The following is a 17,091-nucleotide window of genomic DNA, read 5'->3' as shown; positions in this document are numbered from 1 at the left end:
GACCCGTCGTACTCAGCTCGGTTGGCCCGCGGCGTCCCGCGCCGCGAGGTACCCGAACACCAGTCCCTGCCCAATGGTGGCGCCCGCGCCCGGATAGCGCATCCCGAAGACATTCGCGGCGGTGTTGCCGATCGCGTACAGCCCCTCGACCACCGACCCGTCCTCCCGCAGCACCCGGGCCCGGGTGTCGGCGCGCAGGCCGCCGCAGGTGCCCAGGTCGCTCAGGACCACCTTGACGGCGTGGAAGGGACCGGACGCCAGGGGACGCAGGTTGGGATTGGGGGTGACGGTCGGATCGCCGTAGTACCGGTCGTAGGCGCTGGCGCCGCGGCCGAAGTCGGTGTCCACGCCTGCGCCGGCCAGTGCATTGAAGCGCTCCATCGTGGCGACGAAAGTCGACGGATCCACGCCCATGGCCTCCGCCAGCGTCGGCAGGTCCGCGCTGCGGTGCGCGATCCCGGCGTCATACCATTCCTGCGGGATCGGCATGCGCGGAAACAGCTCCGCGGCAAGCAGATAGCTGTTGCGGTACTTCTGATCGAACACCATCCACATGGTCTCGACCGGATTGCCCGCCCGCTCCCGTTCGAGGATCAGCTGTCCGAAGGACATGTAGTCGACGGCCTCGTTGACGAAGCGCCTGCCGGTCTGGTCCACCAGCAGACAGCCCGGCAGGGAGCGCTCGGCGAGCATGACCGTCGGTTCGCCGCCGGGCAGCGGGGCGAACGCGGGAAACCACCAGGCCTGTTCCATCAGACCGGTGCCCGCGCCACAGGTGTCCTGGGCCAGCCGGATGCCGTCGCCGGTATTGCCCTCGGAGCCCAGGCTGGCGTGCTCGCCGAGTCGTTCGGACTGGAACTTGTGTCGCCAACTCATCAGGTGATCGAACCCGCCGGTGGCCAGCACCACGCCGCGGCGGGCGGTGATGGTGACCGCGGTGCCGTCGCGTTGCACGACGGCCCCGGTCACGCGGCCGCCGTCGAGGACCAACTCCTCCACCGGTGAGTCCGTCCACACAGGGATGCCGGCGCGCAGCACCCCGTCAAACATGCCCGCCGCCAACGCCTGACCACCGGCGGCATAACGCCGTCGCAAGGCCAGGCCGCCGATGCCCTGGAAGGCGCGCAACAGGATGCGAGGCCAGGACTTGCTCGGCACCTTGGCCATCAGGTTGAGCCAGCGGTAGTCGGCGCCGGTGACCGGCATCGGGAACGAGGACTTCATGACACCGGGCCGCAACCGGGCCAACTCGGGACCCAGCACCGCGGTGTTGAAGGGCCGGCACTCGCAGGTACGGCCCACGGCGCTGCCGCCGGCGGACTCCGGATGGTAGTCCGAGTAACCCTTGGCCCAAAGGAATTTCATGCGGGTATTGCGGCGCAGCATCTGCACGGTGGCCGTCCCAGCGTCGACGAATGCGTGCGCACGGTCCAGCGGGGCATCGTCGCCCACCACGGTGTCGATGTAGGTGTGTCCCGCCTCGAGCGTGTCGGCCGAACCCGACTCGGCCAGCACCGGATTGGCCGGCATCCAGAAGGCGCCCCCGGAACGGGCCGTCGACCCGCCCACGTAAGACGTCTTCTCCACGATCAGCGTCGAAAGCCCCAGCTCGTGCGCGGCCAGCGCGGCGGCCATTCCGGTGCCGGAGCCGATGACGAGGAGATCGACGGTGTGGTGCTGTGGTTCGGTCACCGGGCGATTGTCACCCCCGATCACCGAAATCGGCCGGGGCCCCGTCCGGTCAGTGGAACGCCACCCAGTCAGCGGACCGCCCCGGTGCTACAACGGGTCTGTTCCCTGCCAGCAATACACAGCGAGGATGGCCGACAATGACATGGTTGCAGCCTGACGGCGTCGCCGAGGTTCGACAGATCGAGGCTCAGGCCGCACCGGCCCGCTTCGCCCGGGGCTGGCACTGCCTGGGTCTGACGCGTGATCTGGGCGACGGAAAGCCGCACTCCATCAGCGCATTCGGCACCAAGTTGGTGGTCTTCCGGGGCGCGGACGGCGCCATCAACGTCCTGGACGCCTACTGCAGGCACATGGGCGGTGACCTGTCCGACGGCGAAGTGAAGGGCAACGAGATCGCCTGCCCGTTCCACGACTGGCGCTGGGGCGGGGACGGCCGCTGCAAGAAGGTGCCCTACAGCCGACGGGTGCCGAAGCTCGCCCGCACCGCGACCTGGCCCACGATGGAGCAGGACGGCATGCTCTTCGTCTGGAACGACCCGGAAAAGAAGGCCCCGCCCGCCGAGGTGGCCATCCCGAGGATCGAGGGCGTGGGCACCGATTCCTGGACCGACTGGCACTGGTACACCACGATCGTCGATACCAACTGCCGCGAAATCATCGACAACGTGGTCGATATGGCGCACTTCTTCTACATTCACGGCGGCCTGCCGACGGGCTTCAAGAACATCTTCGAGGGTCACGTCGCCACGCAGTACTACAAGAGCGAGGCCCGACCGGATCTCGGCTCGGGTGAGGGCGCCAAGATCCTCGGCACCACGTCGGTGGCCTCCTACTATGGGCCGTCGTTCATGATCGACGATCTCACCTACCACTACGAGCACAGCGATCAACGCACCGTCCTGCTCAACTGCCACTATCCGATCGACGAGAACTCATTCGTGCTGCAGTACGGGATCACCGTCGAGAAGTCGGAAACGGTCCCCGAGGACGTGGCGATCGAGATGGCAACTGCACTGGGCGATTTCGTCAAGATGGGCTTCGAGCAGGACGTGGCGATCTGGCGGCGCAAGGCCCGGATCGACAACCCGCTGCTGTGTGAAGAGGACGGCCCCGTCTACCAGTTGCGCCGGTGGTACGAGCAGTTCTACGTCGATGTCGCCGACGTCGCTCCGGACATGGTGGACCGCTTCGAGTTCGAGATCGACACCACCCGTCCCCGCGAGGCCTGGCTGAAGGAAGTCGAGGAGAACCTGGCCGCCAATCGCCTGCCGCGGCTGGTGGGTCTGACGACATGACCGTGCGGCCCGACAACCGGCTCAACGATGCACCGATGATGCCGGTCTCCTGCGGGTCGTGTGGGGCGCGCGTGCTGGCCCGCAAGAGCAGTTGGGAGCAGACCAGCGTGCAGTGGAACCGCAATTCGCTGGAGCGGTGCATCGAGCGTCGACAGGTCGAGGAACCGGCTACGCCGTCCCTGGCAGGCGGTGCCGTGTTGCGGCCGGGCCTGTTCATGGCGTGTGCGCGGTTGCGGGCCTCGATCGAGACCGCGGCTCGCGACGGCGCGCTTCCGGTCCTCGACGGACCGCGGTAAGCAGACGCTTCCGGCCTGGTTGCGCAGCCGACGGTGCTAATTGGGCGCAGCCGTAACCGTGCGGACGGACCGTTTAGCTGGTAACTCACCTCTTTTCGGTCGGCATCGTGCCAGCGCCGCTGCAATGGACAGCCGCCATTAACGGACGTAGCATGTCGTTAGTCTGCGTTAGGGAGGGCTGATGGCTGTATCGACGGAGCTGGAGCGGTTGCTCCGTGAACGTTTCGAGGTGACCCCGGCTGAGTTCGTCGCTGCGCTGAAGGTCCTGCCGGTGGCGCGGCCATGGGCAACCGCGCTCACCGAGGATGAAGCGCGTCTGCTCGACAGTGCGAACTTCCCAGAAGACCGCGACGCGTTCGTAGCTGCCGGCACCGAGATCGCCGGTCAAGCCGCGCGCATTGCCGTCACCGCATTCGCCGCCGATGAAGTCGCCAACGGGCTGGGGATCAGCGACTCCCGGGTGCGACAGAAGCGTCTCGCCGGCGAACTGTGGGCCATCCCAGACGGGCAGAGTTGGGTGTTTCCATTGCTGCAGTTCGAAATCGGTGAGAACGGCGGCCCAACCCGGCACATCCGCGGCCTTGACCGAGTACTCCGCGCGCTACCTGCCGATCTGCACCCGATCGCGGTAGCTGGATTCTTGCGTACCCCTCAGCCGGATTTGTTCCTCGATCGTCCTGTCACCGTGTTGGAGTGGCTGCGCGACGGCGGCGACGTGGACCAGGCTGCCGCGGTGGCGGCCGGCGCCGACTGGTACACGGTGTGACCACACGCCTGCCCGGGCCGCCGCCCGCAGCAGAGCTTCGCACCATCGGCATCCGAGACGAGGAGTGTTACCGCGTCGCGCGGGAGGAGCTGTGGTGGCGTGTCCACCGCACCGTTGGCGATCACGTGCTGGCCTGGAACGCTTTCCGTGAACACGGCCCGCACTTGCGATTCGACCCGCACCCCTCGCCGCCCCGCCACCACGACGGCGTCGGCGTCTGGTACGGCGCCTCCGGGCCCACCCCAGCGTTGGCGGAAGCCTTCCAAACCCACCGCACCGTCGACCGCTTCCGCGGTGCCCCCTATCTCACCGGACTGCGGTTCACCCGGGAACTCCGGCTGCTCGACTTGGCCACCGACAGCAGCGGTGCCTGGCCTACCCGTGCCGGCGGCACATTCGCACTGTCCACGGGCCCCCACTCCATCACGCAACGCTGGGCCCGCACCATCACTCAAGCATTCCCGGACCTGGACGGCCTGCGGTACAACAGCCGATTCGCCGGCCAACCGTGCATCGCGTTGTTCAATGCCGCTACCTCCGCAATGCCCCCGCGACCCGCCCTTTCCCTCCCACTCAGCCACCCAGGCCTGACGCTGCGCATCGCTGACAGCGCACGCCGGCTCGGCTACCTCATGATCTGACCGGCAGAACTTGAGTGCTCCACCGGAGCGGAACCATTCGTCGGATCAGGCGAGCTGGAACGCGCTCAGTGGGGCTTCCTCGGGATAGGTTGCGGGCCCGCCCAAGTCGTAGGCGGCGTTGAGTGCGCCGATGAACGCGGGGTCGTGCAGCGGGGCGCTCGGGATGTCGATGGCGACGCCCTTCTTGGCCAGGTCGTCCACCATCATGTCGATCGCCTTGTCAATGGTCAGATCGTCGGAGTGGTCCATGTTCTTCTTCAGTTCGTCGTAGTCCTCGAAGACCTCCGCCGACCAGTGCACCAGGAAGCGCAACTCGTCGGTGTGATGCCGCGCGATGACGTCGTCGTCGTTCTTGAGCACCCAATGGTCACGAGACTGCGGATCGCCGGCGAAGACGGTGTCGAAGGCCAGGCCGGACGGAACCTGTTGATCCAACGGCCCGTTGGCCTCGCCCCGGTGCACCAGCATCTCGTTTTGAACCACCACGCCACGGTTATAGACCGGCGGTTGAATGCGCTGGGGTGCCTTCAACGGTCCCTCCGGCCAGTAGGTGAAGCCGCTGCCCGCGTCGTGGGAAAACCAGGTGATCACCTGGGCCATCTTGATCAGGTAGTCGGCGAACAGGCCAGATTTGCCCATGACGCTGACCAGCCAGGTCGGCGCGTTCTCGTAACGCACACCGCGGAAGCTGGGTGAATCCAGGTGTCCCGGATCGCGGTTGGCGCACGGGCCGTTGATGTTGAACAGCATCATCTGCGGCTTGGCGTACTTGGCGTTCCAATACGACTTGGCCGCGTCGAGAAACTTCGCGTTGTAGAAGCAGTCGTGCAGTTCGGGGTAGAGCAACGTGCCGTGATTGGCCAGATGGCCGCGGAACGTGGGGGTGAGGAACAGGTCCAGGCTGGGTTCGAAGCCCTCGGGGAAGGCGCCACTCATGGTGGCCATCAGCTCCTCAGCGGAGGCGAAGTGCTGAGCGATGATCAGCCGCCACGGTCCGTCCTTGCGCACCACATCGAGGAGGCGCTCGCGTTGGTCATCGGTGTAGACGTTGTCGATCTCGCGGGGCGGCGCGGCCGGGCGCAAGATGTCGGACAGCTCCATTCGCCGCTGTTCTGTGAGCATCACAGGGACTCCTTCTGGTGAAGTTCGGGCGTGGATGCACGCTAGGTCTGCATCGATTGTGTGCGGTGGCGCCCGCGCCGGAACCCGAGGTGTCCGATCATCGGGAGGTTGGCCGCACCCGCGCCCAGCGGGAGAAACACCTAGAACGGCAGCGGATTGGCGAACTTCGCGCGCAGCAGCGCCCCGATCTCCGCCAGCGCGAGTCTGCCCCGGGCCGTGGACTCCGACCGCATCAGGAAGCCGTGGTAGATGCCCGGGTAGCGGGTGATCGTCGTCTGCACGCCGGCGTCGCGGAGCCGCGCGGCGTAGCGCTCGCCCCAATCCGAGATCGGATCCAGTTCGGCGGTCACCACGATGGCCTGCGGCAACCCCCGCAGGTCGGTGGCGTAGGCGGGCACCCGCCGGATGTCGTGGGGTGTTCCCGCGCCCCGGTCGGCCAGCTCGTGCATGTAGACGATGTCGTCGTGGCTCAGCATCGGCGCGTCGGGCTGGGCGAGGATCGACGGCGCCGCCATGTCGCGGTCCAGGCCGGGGTAGATCAGCACCTGGGCGAAGATGGCGGGGCCGTCGTCGGCGCGCGCCGCCAGCGCAACGGCCGCAGCGAGGGCACCCCCGGCGCTGTCGCCGGCCAGCACCATCCTGGACGCGTCCCAGCCCCGGGAGTCCGCCTTGGCGGCAACCCAATTGGTGACGGCCCAGGCGTCGTCGAACTGGGCCGGGGCCGGGTTCTCCGGTGCCAGTCGGTATCCCACCGACACCACTACGGCTCCGCTGGCCGCCGCCAGTGCCCGCGCCAACGGTCCGAAGGAGTTCAGCGAACCCATCACCAGGCCACCGCCGTGCAGATGCACCAGCACCGGCGCGGGATCGGGTGCGTCGACGGGCCGGTAGATGCGCACCGGGATGGGCCCGCCGGGGCCCGCTACCGCGGTGTCATCGATGTCGGCCATCGCGGTCAGATCCGCTGGGGCAGGCGTGGATTCGACGGCCGCGCGCACCGCCTCGAGGCCCCGCTCCCGCATGGGCACCGGTGGGCCGAAGCCCGCGATGCGGGCCGCGGCGTCCGGGTCGAGAGCTGGCCGGTGGACTCCGTTCATCGCCCTGGCCTCAGTGCTTGTCCGGGTCGAAGCGGCGCTTGGTCCGCAGCTGCGGCGGCACCCGAGTGGTAAGCACCTGCGCCCGCTCGGCCATCGCGGAGCTGACGTAGTCCGGTTGCGTCAGCAGGTAGAAGTCGCCCTGCGCCGACTGCTCGAAGACCACCTCGGCGGCCTCGACGGGATCCATGGCGGCGGCCTTGATGTCGAGCATGGCTTCGCGTTGGGATTCGGCGGCATCGACATCGGTGCCCGCCCGGTCGGCCTCGACGCCACCGGCGGCCTCGAAGATGTTGGACTTGACCGCTCCGGGCAACACCGCCTGGACCTGGATGTGGTCGTGGCCGGCCAATTGCACTTCCAGTCGCAAACATTCGGTCAGGGCGAGCACCGCGTGCTTGCTGATGATGTAGGGCGCTTGCAGCGGGACCGCCGCGACACCGCCGATCGAGGACAGGTTCCACACCCAGGCCGGTGACGCCTCGGCGATCATCCTCGGCAAGAACGCCCGCACGCCGTGAAACACGCCGCTGACGTTGATGTCCATCACCCGGTTCCAATTGGCCACCGGGGTGTCCCATAGGTAGCCGAACTGCTCGATACCGGCGTTGTTCACCAGCAGGCGCACCGGGCCGCTGTCGCGGTAGACGCGCTCGGCCACGTCGACCATCGCGTCGGCGTCCCGCACATCGCAGACGATGTCGACGGCCGTGCCGCCGTCGGCGACCAACTCCTCGCGTAGCGCGGCGATGGCCGGAGCGTCGACGTCGGCCAGCACCACTGTCATTCCGAGCCGATGTGCGTGACGGGCCAGGCCCGCCCCGATACCGGCGCCGGCGCCGGTGATGACGGCGACACCGCCGCCAAAAGTTTCGCGAGCCCGACTCACGCGTTCGCGGCCGTCTTCGCCCGATACTCGGCGAACGGGATCGAGTCCTCGGCGTCGAGGATCACCGTCATCGACGAGAAGACCAACCCGCGGTCGGTACGCCGGATGTCGACGTCTACCACCCCCGAGGACACGTCGAACGGCACGTTGTTGGTGACCTGGTTGACGTAGAGGTAGAAGCGGACCTTGGTGGCGTCACCATTGGTTCCGGTGCGGAAGATGTTGGTGGCGTGATGCCGCAGCGGGTAGGGGTTCTCGTCACGGTGCTTGCTCAGCCATGCCAGCGTCTCGGAGCCGCCGTGCACCTCGGCGGCCAGTAGTTCCTCAAATGGGCAGTTACCGGAATCGGAGCGACTCAGGTACTCCATGTCGTCGGCGATGAAGGTGGCGAGCACATCGAATTGGCCCTGGTCGTAGTGGTACCAGAAACGGGCGATGAACTCCTGGACTTCCGACAGTGTGATCTCGCTGGTCATGATGACGAGTCAACCCGCACCATGATTACCGCGACACCGCGTTGACCGGTCAGTGGGACCGATTTCGGTGCGCCCGGGTGCGCTGGGCGCCTCTGTGCGCACCGAAATCACTCGAAACGCGCCCGCAGCACGCGCTTGAGCAGCTTGCCGCTGGGGTTTTTGGGCAACGCGTCGACGAAGAACACCTGCTTCGGGGTCTTGAACCCTGCCAGGTGCGCTCGGCAGTGCGCCACCAGCTCGTCCTCGGTGACCTCCACGCCTTGGCGGGCCACCACCGTCGCGACCACCGCCTCCACCCACACCGGATCCGGCAGGCCGAACACCGCGACCTCCTCGACGCCGGGGTGTCGGTAGAGCACCTCCTCGACCTCGCGGCTGGCGACGTTCTCCCCGCCCGTCTTGATCATGTCCTTCTTGCGGTCCACCACGTGCAACAGGCCGAACTCGTCGTAATAGCCGAGGTCACCGGAATGGAACCAGCCGCCGCGAAACGCCTCGGTCGTCTTGGCCGCGTCGTCCAGGTAGCCGAGCATCAAATGGGGACTGCGATGGGCGATCTCGCCGACCACGCCGGGGCCGACCTCGACATCGTCGTCGTCGAGGATCGCGGTCTCCACGTTGATCGCCGGCCGTCCCGCCGCGCCGGGGTGGGAGTCCTGTTCGTCGGGTCCCAGCACCGAGGCCAGCGGCGCCATCTCGGTCTGGCCGTAGAAGTTCCACAGTCGCAGGTCGGGCAGGCGGTCGCGCATCTCGGCCAGGATTTCGACGGGCATCGCCGAGGCGCCGTAATACCCCTTGCGGAGGCTGGACAGATCCACCTCGTCGAAGACCGGTGAGCGCAGCAGCGAGATCCACACCGTCGGCGGAGCGAAATAGTTGGTGACGCCGTACTTTTCGATGGTCCGCAGCACCAACTCGGGGTCCGGACGCGCCACGATGATGCTGGTCGCGCCGAGGTAGATGTCGGTGATCAGGAAGTTGTCGAGTTGCGCGCAGTGGTACAGCGGCAGCGAGTGCACCTCGATGTCGGTGTTGGCCATGGACCCGGCGATGATCGTGCTGATGTAGTTGCCCATCAGGCTGCGGCTGGAGTGCATGGCGCCCTTGGGCTGTGACTCGGTGCCACTGGTGTACATCAACCGGATCACTTGGTCATCGGCGACCGCCGGGCTCGGCGCGGGGGAGCTGGTCTGTAGCCAGTGCGCGAAGTCGTCCCAGCCCGTCGGCAGCGCCTGACCCGGCGGGACGAGCGCGGCCTTGGTGCTCACCGTGCCGGCCAATTGCATCGCCTGCTCGGCGGTGGACACCAACTCGGCTTCGACAAGGAAGCCGGTGGCCTTGCTGTGTCCGAGGATGAATGCGATCTCCTCGGCGGTGAGCATGAAGTTGATGGGTACCAGGACGACTGCGGCCCGGGCGGTCGCGAACGCCAGTACCGCGTACTGCCAGCAATTGTGGGCCAGCAGAGCCACCCGGTCACCAGGTGCAAAGCCGTTGTCGCGCAGCGCCGCCGCGGCGCGGTCAACCAGATGTTCGAACTCGGCGAAGGTCAACGACACCTCGCCGTCGATGATCGCGACCTTGTCGGGCTGTTTGCGGGCGGAGCGGCGGGGGATGTCGCCGAGGGCGTGACTGCGCGTCGAAGCGAGCAGGGCGTCCAGGTCAGTCATGCCTGGGACTGTAGGCGCGGCTGTCCGCCGTCGATCAAGCAGCATCCCGCTGAGTCGGAATGGGCCCACCGCGCGAGCGTTGGGCACCACATACTCGACGGCGAGCGAGGAGGTTCGATGACGACCGATGCGACTGTGTCGACGAACGGCACGGGGCTGGATTCCGACGAACTGCGCGCCAACCTGCGCCTGGCCGACGCAGGGGTGCTGGTCGCGGTGCTGGCGCAACTGACCGGGGACGCCGCCGTGGTGGACCGGTTCGCGGACCAGATCTCGTTCGAGCCCAACCCGCCCGAACAGGTGGGCGTCACCGACCCCGAGACCCTCGAGACCCTGGTCGAAGCGGTGGCCGAGGCGTTGGACCGGCCACGTCCCGACGGCGCCCTGCCGTTCGACGACGCCGGTCTGTTCGCCCGCATCGCGCCGGTGGCCCTGGGTTCCGAGGTCGGCCAAGAGTACGTGGGACTGCTGCTGGAGCAGGGCGGATTCCATCCGTCGCAGCCGGTGCTTGCGCGCGACGCCGACCTGCCCACCGACTTCAGGGTCCTCATCATCGGAGCCGGTATCTCCGGGATGGCGGCGGCGCTGGAATGTGCGGCCGCCGGCATCGACTACGAGATCATCGATCGCAACCCCGAGGTGGGCGGCACCTGGTACACCACCCGCTATCCCGGGATCGGCGTGGACACCCCCTCGGCCTACTACTCGCTGTCGCGCGACATCAACGGCGCCTGGTCCAGCTACTACCCACAAGGCGACGAGTACCAGAAGTATCTGCAGACCGTCGCCGACAAGAACAACCTGCGCGCGCAGACCCGGTTCGGCACCGAGGTCGAGGCACTGTGGTGGGACGAGGAGCGCAAGCAGTGGCAGGTGCATGCGGTCGACGCCGCCGGCACCCGCGACGTCAGCTACGCGAACGTCGTCATTCCCGCGGTCGGTTACCTCAACCGTCCCAGGTGGCCGGACCTGCCGGGCCGCGACAGCTTCGCGGGTGTGAGCGTGCACTCCGCCGAATGGGACACCGACCTGGATCTGCGCGGTAAGAAGGTGGCCATCATCGGGGCCGGCTGCACGTCCGTGCAGATCGTCGACGCCTGCGTCGACGAGGTCGAGCACCTGACGGTGTTTCAGCGTCAACCGCACTGGGTGGCACCCCGTCGCCGGCTGACCGACGAGGTCCCCGACCACCGCCGCTGGCTCAACTCCCATATTCCGTTCTACGCCAACTGGACTCGGCTCAAGTCGTTCTGGGGTACCGCCGACAACAACTACCCGGTCATCGTGCGGGACCCGGAGTGGGCCGCCGAGCACCTGTCGATCTCGCCGGCCAACGACGTGCTGCTGCAGATGTGCCTGGACTACATCGATCGGGTCTTCGGGGCGGACTCCGAACTGGGACGCAAGGTCACCCCCGACTTCGCCCCCTACGGCAAGCGCATCATCCGTGACCCCGGCGGCTATTACGCGGCCTTGACCAGGCCGCACGTCGAGGTCGAGGCCAGCGAACCGGCCCGGGTCAACGAGCGCGGCATCGTCACCCAGGACGGCCGACAGCTGGACCTGGACGTCATCGTCTACGCCACCGGCTACCACCTGGACTTCCTAGCCACCCTCGACATCCGCGGCCGAGACGGGCTGCGGCTCAGCGAATTCTGGGGCGACAGCCCGAGTTCCTATCGCGGCGGCCTGGTCCCGGGATTCCCGAACCTGTTCATCTCCTCGGCACCGAACTACAGTCCGGGCCACGGCGCCGGACACAACTTCGGCGTCGAGGTCATGGTCCATTACGTGCTGGAATGCCTGCAGTTGATGGCGCAGCGCAACGCGGCGACCATCGAGGTCAAGCCCGAGGCCTTCGAGGACTACGTCCGCCACATCGACGACACGATGGCCAACACCGTGTGGTGCCACACCCCGACCGCGCACACCTACTACCGGTCCGGCGGCGGTCGCATCGTCACCGCATTCCCGTTCCGGTTGATCGAAGTATGGCAAAGCCACCGCACCCCGATCGAAGAGGACCTCAGCCTCCAGTGAGCGGATTACTCAGCGGGAAAACCGCATTGGTCACGGGCAGCAGCCGCGGTATCGGGCGGGCGGTGGCCCAGCGCCTGGCCGCCGAAGGGGCCACGGTGGCGGTCACGGCCCGCTCGTACGAGGCGTCGATGTCGGTACGCGCGGGACAGGCCACGGCGCTGCCGGGCACCATCGCCGAGACCATCGAACTGATCGAAGCCGCCGGCGGTACGGCCTTCGGACTCGCGGCCGACCTCGAGGACGCCGAGCAGCGGGCGGGGCTGATCGATCGGGTCGTCGCGCGGACCGGCCGCCTCGACATTCTCGTCAACAATGCCGGCTACGCCGACTACTCGGTGATCGAGAACATGGCAATCGAGACCTTCGAGCGCACCGTCGAGCACTATGTGCGCACCCCGTTCATCCTGACCCAGCAGGCGATTCCGCACATGCAAAGCCAGGGTGCAGGCTGGATCGTGAACATTGGCTCGGTCACCGGCCTGGCCCCGGCGCGGCCCTACCGGGAGTACAACAAATCCTCCGGGGATGTCGTCTACGCGTCGATGAAGGCGGCCCTGCACCGGTTCACCCAGGGGGTGGCGGCCGAACTCCTGGACTCCAACATCGCGGTGAACGTGGTCGGCCCGTCCAGCGCGATCCGCACCCCGGGGGCCGCCAGCCTGATCCCGGACACCTTTCCCACCGAACCGGTGGAGTACCTGGCCGAGACGGTGCTGGCGATGTGCCACCGCCCGGCCGCCGAGCGCACCGGCCTGGTGGCGTTCAGTCTGCACTACCCGTGGTCGCAGCAACTGCCGGTGCACAGCCTCGACGGCGCCGCGCTGTTGCCACCGCTGGAGCCCCCGGTGGCAGCGAACCCGAACATCCTGCCGGCCGGTCTGTGACCGGCTGAGATTCCCGGACGCGGCTACGACGACGGGTGGAGCACCGGGCTGGCCATCCGACAGAAGCTGTGGCATACCCGATCTCGGATGATCACGTCGGTCGTCTCCGGGTCGAACCATCTGTCCACGGCGGCCCAGTGGATCGGGTGCATCAGGTACGGGCCCATCAGGCCCGCGACATCACTGAACTCCTGCTCGAAAACGTGGGTCCAGGGTGATGCGCCCAGCGGCTCGATCACCCGGCTGAGTTGCCATGCCCGGATGGTGTCGACGTACCGGGGCATCGACCGCAACTCGGATTCGAAGCGCCGAACGGTCTGGTCCGAGGTGCCCGGCTGCACGCGCAGCAGCAGCGCCCGGTACACCGTGCCCGGTGTGCCGCTGCAGTTCGGCTCCCCGGTGTACGACACCCCGTTGACTCGGGTGATCGCGGGATCGGTCAACGCCTGAGCGATGGCGGATTCGGCGGCCCGCCAGTGCGATTCGTCGGCGAAGCGCAGATGCGTCAGTATGTCGCCGCCATTGCGCGACCCAGGGTCTGTCTGTTCCACGACCCACCGCAGCGCCCCGCTGTCGCCCGCGGCGGCGCGCACGGCCGTGAGCACCCGGTCGCAATCCGCGGCCGCCACGTCCAGGAGTCGGGTGACGCTAAACATCGGACGGTTCACCGAGCGCGTCGACGTCGGCAGCCGCCGCGGCGACCGATCGGGACCGTTCGATCACCAATTCATCGATGGCCGACCACCATTGGCCGAGGCTGGGATCTGGGCGTGCCTGCCACGTCATCTGCCACCAGGCCAGTGGGCTGGGCAGGGACCACGTGACGGTGACCGTGTTCGACTGATCCTCGAACCAGATCGGCGGGCTGACCAACACATTCAGCAACGTCATCCCGCGGTCCTTGGCCCCGGGCACGTACTCGGCCAGGTAGCGGTCGACAAACTGACGGGCCCGACCGGGTTTGGTCAGCACCCGGTCGATGACGAAGACCTCACCGCCTGCCATGGATCGAGGTTAGGCGGCGTGACACCCGCGGCGCCGCCGCACTCCCGACCATCGGGACACCGCCGTTGACGTGCCCCACCACACGGTGAACTGTTGCCGGATGACCGACGTCAGCCCGGACCCGTTCACCCCCGCTCAACTCGGGCCCGTGGCGTTGCGTAACCGGATCATCAAAGCCGCCACCTCCGAGGGGCGATCGCCGCACGGACTGGTCACCGACGACCTGATCGATTTTCATCGCACGTTCGCGGCCGGCGGGGTCGGGATGACCACGGTCGCCTACTGCTGTGTGTCCCCGGAAGGGGCCAGCGCGCCTGGGCAACTCGTCATGGACACCAAGGCGTTGCCCGGTCTGCGCAGACTCACCGACGCGGTGCACGACGAGGGCGCGATGATCTCGGCGCAGCTCGGCCACGCCGGTGTGGTGGCCCCGAAGAGCCTGACGGGGGTAACGGCGGTCGCACCGAGCCGCTTCGTCAACCCCACCTCGTTCGCCTACTGCCGGGAGATCCGGCGCGACGAGATCCTGGCCGTGATCGACCAATTCGGGGCTGCCGCCCAGGTCGCGGTTGACGCCGGCTTCGACGCGGTGGAACTGCATTTCGGGCACCTGTACCTCCCGAGCTCATTTCTGAGCCCGTTGATCAACCGTCGCAAAGACGAGTACGGCGGCAATATCGACAACCGGTCCCGGTTCGTGCGGGAGATTGCGCGCCGGGTCCGTGCTGTCGTCGGCGATCGGATCGCGGTGATCGCCAAGCTGGACATGGATGACGGCCTGCCCGGCAGCATCTGGATCGACGAGGCACTGCGCACGGCGCAGCTGTTGGACGCGGACGCCACCTTGGATGCCATCGAATTGACCCAGGGTTCCTCGGTTTTCAAGCCGATGTACCTGTTCCGCGGTGACGTGCCGGTGCGGGAGTTCGCGAAGGTGATGCCCAAGGCCATGCGTCCGGGGGTGCGGTTGGCCGGCAAGTGGGCGATGGGCAGCTATCCCTACGAAGATCTCTACATGCTGCCGGCGGCGCGGCAGTTCGTGCCGGTGCTGCGTCACACCAAACTCATCCTGCTCGGTGGTATCACCAATCGGGATCACCTGGAGACCGGCATGCGGGAGGGATTCGACTTCATGGCCATGGGCCGGGCCCTGCTGCGCGAACCGGATCTGGTCAATCAGATGATCGCCGACGGTAGCGTACGCAGCCGGTGCAATCACAACAACAAATGCATGGTCACGGTCTTTGGGCGCACCCACTGTGTGCTGGACCCCACCCAGCGTTACGGCGCCACGACGCCGGTGGCGACCGAGAATACGGCTCCCGCATCGCATTCCGCTACCTTGTGACGGGCCGGTCCAGGATTGCAGTCATGGCGGCGCACGCCTGGGCCCGCGCTTGCCGGCAGATGTCGAAAGCGGGCATGGTCATGAAACCGTGCACGCCGCCCTCGAAGTAGTGCGCAGTCGTGGGTACCCCGGCCTTGCGCAGCGCCTCCGCATAGGCAAGGCCTTCGTCGCGCAGCGGGTCGTGACCGGCCACCACCGTGACGGCGGGCGGCAAACCCGAGAGATCCGCGGCGTGCAGCGGCGACGCGTAGGGATGCGTCCGATCGGCGATGGTCGGCACGTACTGGTCCCAGTACCACTGCAGTGCCGGGCGCGGGTTGTAGAAGCCCTCGCCGAACAGGCGGTAGGACTCGGTGTCGAAATCGGCTGCGATGACGGGATACAGCAGTAGTTGACCGGCCAGTGCGGGGCCGCCTCGGTCACGGGCCATCAACGCGGTGACGGCCGCCAGGTTGCCCCCGGCGCTGTCGCCGCCGACCAACACCGTCGACGGGTCGCCGCCGTAGTCGCCGATGTGCTCGGCGACCCAGGACGTGACGGCATAGACGTCCTCGGCGGCCGCTGGCCACCGGCCCTCTTCCGAGGCGCGGCGATAGTGCACCGAGACGACCACCGCCGCCATCCCGTTGGCGAAGGCGCGGCACAATCCGTCGTGGCTGTCGAGGTCGCAGAAGACCCAGCCGCCGCCGTGCGCGAAAACCAGTGTCGGGACCGGCCTCTCGAGCGCGACGCGGGGCCGGTAGACACGGACGGTGATGGGTCCCTCCGCGCCCGGCACCGTGCTGTCTTCGACGGCGGCGACGGGTTCGGGATCGGCGGCGGGGACGAACCGGGATCGGATTGCGGCGCGGGCCTGCACTCCGGTCATCGTGTGCACCGGCGGGAACCCGGCGTCCAGCGTTTCGATGATCTCGGCGATCTGCGGATCGAGACTCATGCGAGCTTGCGGGTGGCGGCGTGCTGGATTGCGGGGCGTGCGCCTGGGCCGACGCGCAACGGGCGCATCTGCTGCAGCGTGGGCGTCACCCGCACGGGCCCGCCCTCCACGGCTCGCCAGATGCCCATCGCGGCCATCCGAACCGGGGCCACCAGGCGCTGATCGAACATCATCTGGCTCATCGGACCGCACACCGACACCGCGGCCACGGCCTCGCCCGGCTCGCCGATGGCGGCGGCCACGCACCCGAAACCGGGCAGCGATTCCTCACGGTCGAAGGCGATGCCGTGGGAGCGGACCTTCAGCAACTCGGTGCGCAGTTGGGCGTGGGTGGCGACGGAGTACTTGGTCAGGCGCGGCACCAGGGCGGCATCCAAGACGTCGACGTCGTCCTCGTCGGCGAAGGCCAGCATCGCCTTGCCGACGGCCGTACAGTGCGCCAGCTGGCGGCCGCCCACTCGGGTGGGGATGGCCGCGGCCATCCGGTTGCCGATCTTTTCCATGTACACCACGTCGGTGCCTTCGAGGACTGCCAAGTGCACCACCAGCCCGGTGGCCGCGTGCAGTTCATGCAGCCGGGGGATCGCGGCCTTGTGCAGCCGGTCCTGGTGCACGGCGAGCGAACCGAGCTCGACCAGCCGCATGCCGAGTTCGTAGTCCCGGCCGCTGCGCCGCAGCCAGCGCAGCTGCACCAGGCGCTCAAGCATCCGGTGCGCCGAGGACCGGGGCAGCCCGGTGCGACGCACGATCTGCGCCAAGGTCAGACGCCCCGGGCCGTCGAATGCGTCGAGGACCAGGGACACCCGGTCGATGACGGCGCTCGGGGTTTCCGGCCGGGCGTTCTTCTCGACTGGGGCTGGGGCTTCGATGCTCGCGGTCATGTGTCCTCCGTGGCTCCGCACACTACTAATAGGCATATGCCTAATCCGCATATAT

17 protein-coding genes are annotated in these 17,091 nt (G+C 67.6%); 7 read left to right on the top strand and 10 right to left on the bottom strand.

The window, feature by feature from the left end:
* Positions 1–12: 12 nt before the first annotated feature.
* Complete coding sequence (locus tag RCP80_RS24620) at positions 13–1,692, bottom strand: 3-ketosteroid-delta-1-dehydrogenase (protein ID WP_308480182.1); 1,680 nt, start codon at positions 1,690–1,692, stop codon at positions 13–15.
* 137 nt (positions 1,693–1,829) lie between these two features.
* Between RCP80_RS24620 and RCP80_RS24615 the strand changes: the two genes are divergently transcribed.
* The 4 genes from RCP80_RS24615 to RCP80_RS24600 all read left to right on the top strand — a co-directional run bounded on the left by RCP80_RS24615 (position 1,830) and on the right by RCP80_RS24600 (position 4,690).
* Positions 1,830–2,987, top strand: coding sequence for a 3-ketosteroid-9-alpha-monooxygenase, oxygenase component (locus RCP80_RS24615; RefSeq protein WP_308480181.1), 1,158 nt, complete (start codon positions 1,830–1,832; stop codon positions 2,985–2,987).
* Positions 2,984–3,283, top strand: a complete 300-nt coding sequence (locus RCP80_RS24610) for a hypothetical protein (protein ID WP_308480180.1) — start codon at positions 2,984–2,986, stop codon at positions 3,281–3,283. The genes RCP80_RS24615 and RCP80_RS24610 overlap by 4 nt, the downstream gene beginning before the upstream one ends.
* A gap of 181 nt (positions 3,284–3,464) precedes the next feature.
* Positions 3,465–4,049 carry a hypothetical protein gene (locus RCP80_RS24605; RefSeq protein ID WP_308480179.1) on the top strand — a complete coding sequence of 195 codons (585 nt, stop codon included), beginning with the start codon at positions 3,465–3,467 and terminating at the stop codon, positions 4,047–4,049.
* Positions 4,046–4,690 (top strand): RES family NAD+ phosphorylase, encoded by a 645-nt coding sequence (locus RCP80_RS24600; protein WP_308480178.1) that lies wholly within the window; start codon positions 4,046–4,048, stop codon positions 4,688–4,690. Before RCP80_RS24605 ends, RCP80_RS24600 begins: the two co-directional genes overlap by 4 nt.
* 45 nt (positions 4,691–4,735) lie before the next feature.
* Here RCP80_RS24600 and RCP80_RS24595 read toward each other — a convergent pair whose 3' ends face one another.
* From RCP80_RS24595 to RCP80_RS24575, 5 genes are all read right to left on the bottom strand, one after another.
* Positions 4,736–5,812, bottom strand: a complete 1,077-nt coding sequence (locus tag RCP80_RS24595; RefSeq protein WP_308483008.1) for a hypothetical protein — start codon at positions 5,810–5,812, stop codon at positions 4,736–4,738.
* Positions 5,813–5,952: 140 nt separating this feature from the next.
* Positions 5,953–6,909, bottom strand: a complete 957-nt coding sequence (locus RCP80_RS24590) for an alpha/beta hydrolase (RefSeq protein ID WP_308480177.1) — start codon at positions 6,907–6,909, stop codon at positions 5,953–5,955.
* 10 nt (positions 6,910–6,919) lie between these two features.
* Positions 6,920–7,795: an SDR family NAD(P)-dependent oxidoreductase gene (locus RCP80_RS24585; protein ID WP_308480176.1), complete on the bottom strand. Its 876-nt coding sequence runs from the start codon at positions 7,793–7,795 to the stop codon at positions 6,920–6,922.
* On the bottom strand, positions 7,792–8,271 hold the full coding sequence (locus RCP80_RS24580) for a nuclear transport factor 2 family protein (RefSeq protein WP_308480175.1): 480 nt from the start codon (positions 8,269–8,271) through the stop codon (positions 7,792–7,794). The genes RCP80_RS24585 and RCP80_RS24580 overlap by 4 nt, the downstream gene beginning before the upstream one ends.
* Positions 8,272–8,378: 107 nt before the next feature.
* Complete coding sequence (locus tag RCP80_RS24575) at positions 8,379–9,941, bottom strand: acyl-CoA synthetase (protein WP_308480174.1); 1,563 nt, start codon at positions 9,939–9,941, stop codon at positions 8,379–8,381.
* Between the two features lie 117 nt (positions 9,942–10,058).
* Between RCP80_RS24575 and RCP80_RS24570 the strand changes: the two genes are divergently transcribed.
* Both RCP80_RS24570 and RCP80_RS24565 read left to right on the top strand, forming a co-directional pair.
* Complete coding sequence (locus RCP80_RS24570; protein ID WP_308480173.1) at positions 10,059–11,981, top strand: NAD(P)-binding domain-containing protein; 1,923 nt, start codon at positions 10,059–10,061, stop codon at positions 11,979–11,981.
* A complete protein-coding gene (locus RCP80_RS24565) occupies positions 11,978–12,865 on the top strand; it encodes an SDR family NAD(P)-dependent oxidoreductase (RefSeq protein ID WP_308480172.1) in 888 nt (295 codons plus the stop codon). The genes RCP80_RS24570 and RCP80_RS24565 overlap by 4 nt, the downstream gene beginning before the upstream one ends.
* Positions 12,866–12,888: 23 nt before the next feature.
* On the opposite strand, the gene RCP80_RS24560 is transcribed toward RCP80_RS24565, so the two are convergent.
* Together RCP80_RS24560 and RCP80_RS24555 are read right to left on the bottom strand one after the other, a co-directional pair.
* A complete protein-coding gene (locus tag RCP80_RS24560; protein WP_308480171.1) occupies positions 12,889–13,521 on the bottom strand; it encodes a Dabb family protein in 633 nt (210 codons plus the stop codon).
* Positions 13,514–13,870 (bottom strand): hypothetical protein, encoded by a 357-nt coding sequence (locus RCP80_RS24555; RefSeq protein WP_308480170.1) that lies wholly within the window; start codon positions 13,868–13,870, stop codon positions 13,514–13,516. The genes RCP80_RS24560 and RCP80_RS24555 overlap by 8 nt, the downstream gene beginning before the upstream one ends.
* Before the next feature lie 100 nt (positions 13,871–13,970).
* On the opposite strand from RCP80_RS24555, the gene RCP80_RS24550 reads away from it, so the two are divergent.
* Positions 13,971–15,218, top strand: a complete 1,248-nt coding sequence (locus RCP80_RS24550; RefSeq protein WP_308480169.1) for an NADH:flavin oxidoreductase — start codon at positions 13,971–13,973, stop codon at positions 15,216–15,218.
* Here RCP80_RS24550 and RCP80_RS24545 read toward each other — a convergent pair.
* Positions 15,208–16,155, bottom strand: coding sequence for a LipP1 family hormone-sensitive lipase (locus RCP80_RS24545; RefSeq protein ID WP_308480168.1), 948 nt, complete (start codon positions 16,153–16,155; stop codon positions 15,208–15,210). The genes RCP80_RS24550 and RCP80_RS24545 overlap by 11 nt on opposite strands.
* Positions 16,152–17,036 carry an IclR family transcriptional regulator gene (locus tag RCP80_RS24540; RefSeq protein WP_308480167.1) on the bottom strand — a complete coding sequence of 295 codons (885 nt, stop codon included), beginning with the start codon at positions 17,034–17,036 and terminating at the stop codon, positions 16,152–16,154. The genes RCP80_RS24545 and RCP80_RS24540 overlap by 4 nt, the downstream gene beginning before the upstream one ends.
* Positions 17,037–17,091 lie beyond the last annotated feature (55 nt).

Origin of the sequence: Mycolicibacterium sp. MU0053 (assembly GCF_963378095.1) — a bacterium.
Taxonomy (GTDB): Bacteria; Actinomycetota; Actinomycetes; order Mycobacteriales; family Mycobacteriaceae; genus Mycobacterium; species Mycobacterium burgundiense.
The sequence above is the reverse complement of the archived record's forward strand: the minus strand, read 5'-3'. Positions and strand labels throughout refer to the sequence as shown.

What these genes read in the sequence shown, in the direction of transcription:
- RCP80_RS24610 (WP_308480180.1), top strand. Translation starts at nt 2,984, where the DNA reads ATGACCGTGCGGCCCGACAACCGGCTCAACGATGCACCGATGATGCCG.
- RCP80_RS24615 (WP_308480181.1), top strand. Translation starts at nt 1,830, where the DNA reads ATGACATGGTTGCAGCCTGACGGCGTCGCCGAGGTTCGACAGATCGAG.
- RCP80_RS24560 (WP_308480171.1), bottom strand. Translation starts at nt 13,521, where the DNA reads ATGTTTAGCGTCACCCGACTCCTGGACGTGGCGGCCGCGGATTGCGAC.
- RCP80_RS24545 (WP_308480168.1), bottom strand. Translation starts at nt 16,155, where the DNA reads ATGAGTCTCGATCCGCAGATCGCCGAGATCATCGAAACGCTGGACGCC.
- RCP80_RS24595 (WP_308483008.1), bottom strand. Translation starts at nt 5,812, where the DNA reads ATGCTCACAGAACAGCGGCGAATGGAGCTGTCCGACATCTTGCGCCCG.
- RCP80_RS24555 (WP_308480170.1), bottom strand. Translation starts at nt 13,870, where the DNA reads ATGGCAGGCGGTGAGGTCTTCGTCATCGACCGGGTGCTGACCAAACCC.
- RCP80_RS24580 (WP_308480175.1), bottom strand. Translation starts at nt 8,271, where the DNA reads ATGACCAGCGAGATCACACTGTCGGAAGTCCAGGAGTTCATCGCCCGT.
- RCP80_RS24540 (WP_308480167.1), bottom strand. Translation starts at nt 17,036, where the DNA reads ATGACCGCGAGCATCGAAGCCCCAGCCCCAGTCGAGAAGAACGCCCGG.
- RCP80_RS24590 (WP_308480177.1), bottom strand. Translation starts at nt 6,909, where the DNA reads ATGAACGGAGTCCACCGGCCAGCTCTCGACCCGGACGCCGCGGCCCGC.
- RCP80_RS24605 (WP_308480179.1), top strand. Translation starts at nt 3,465, where the DNA reads ATGGCTGTATCGACGGAGCTGGAGCGGTTGCTCCGTGAACGTTTCGAG.
- RCP80_RS24570 (WP_308480173.1), top strand. Translation starts at nt 10,059, where the DNA reads ATGACGACCGATGCGACTGTGTCGACGAACGGCACGGGGCTGGATTCC.
- RCP80_RS24550 (WP_308480169.1), top strand. Translation starts at nt 13,971, where the DNA reads ATGACCGACGTCAGCCCGGACCCGTTCACCCCCGCTCAACTCGGGCCC.
- RCP80_RS24575 (WP_308480174.1), bottom strand. Translation starts at nt 9,941, where the DNA reads ATGACTGACCTGGACGCCCTGCTCGCTTCGACGCGCAGTCACGCCCTC.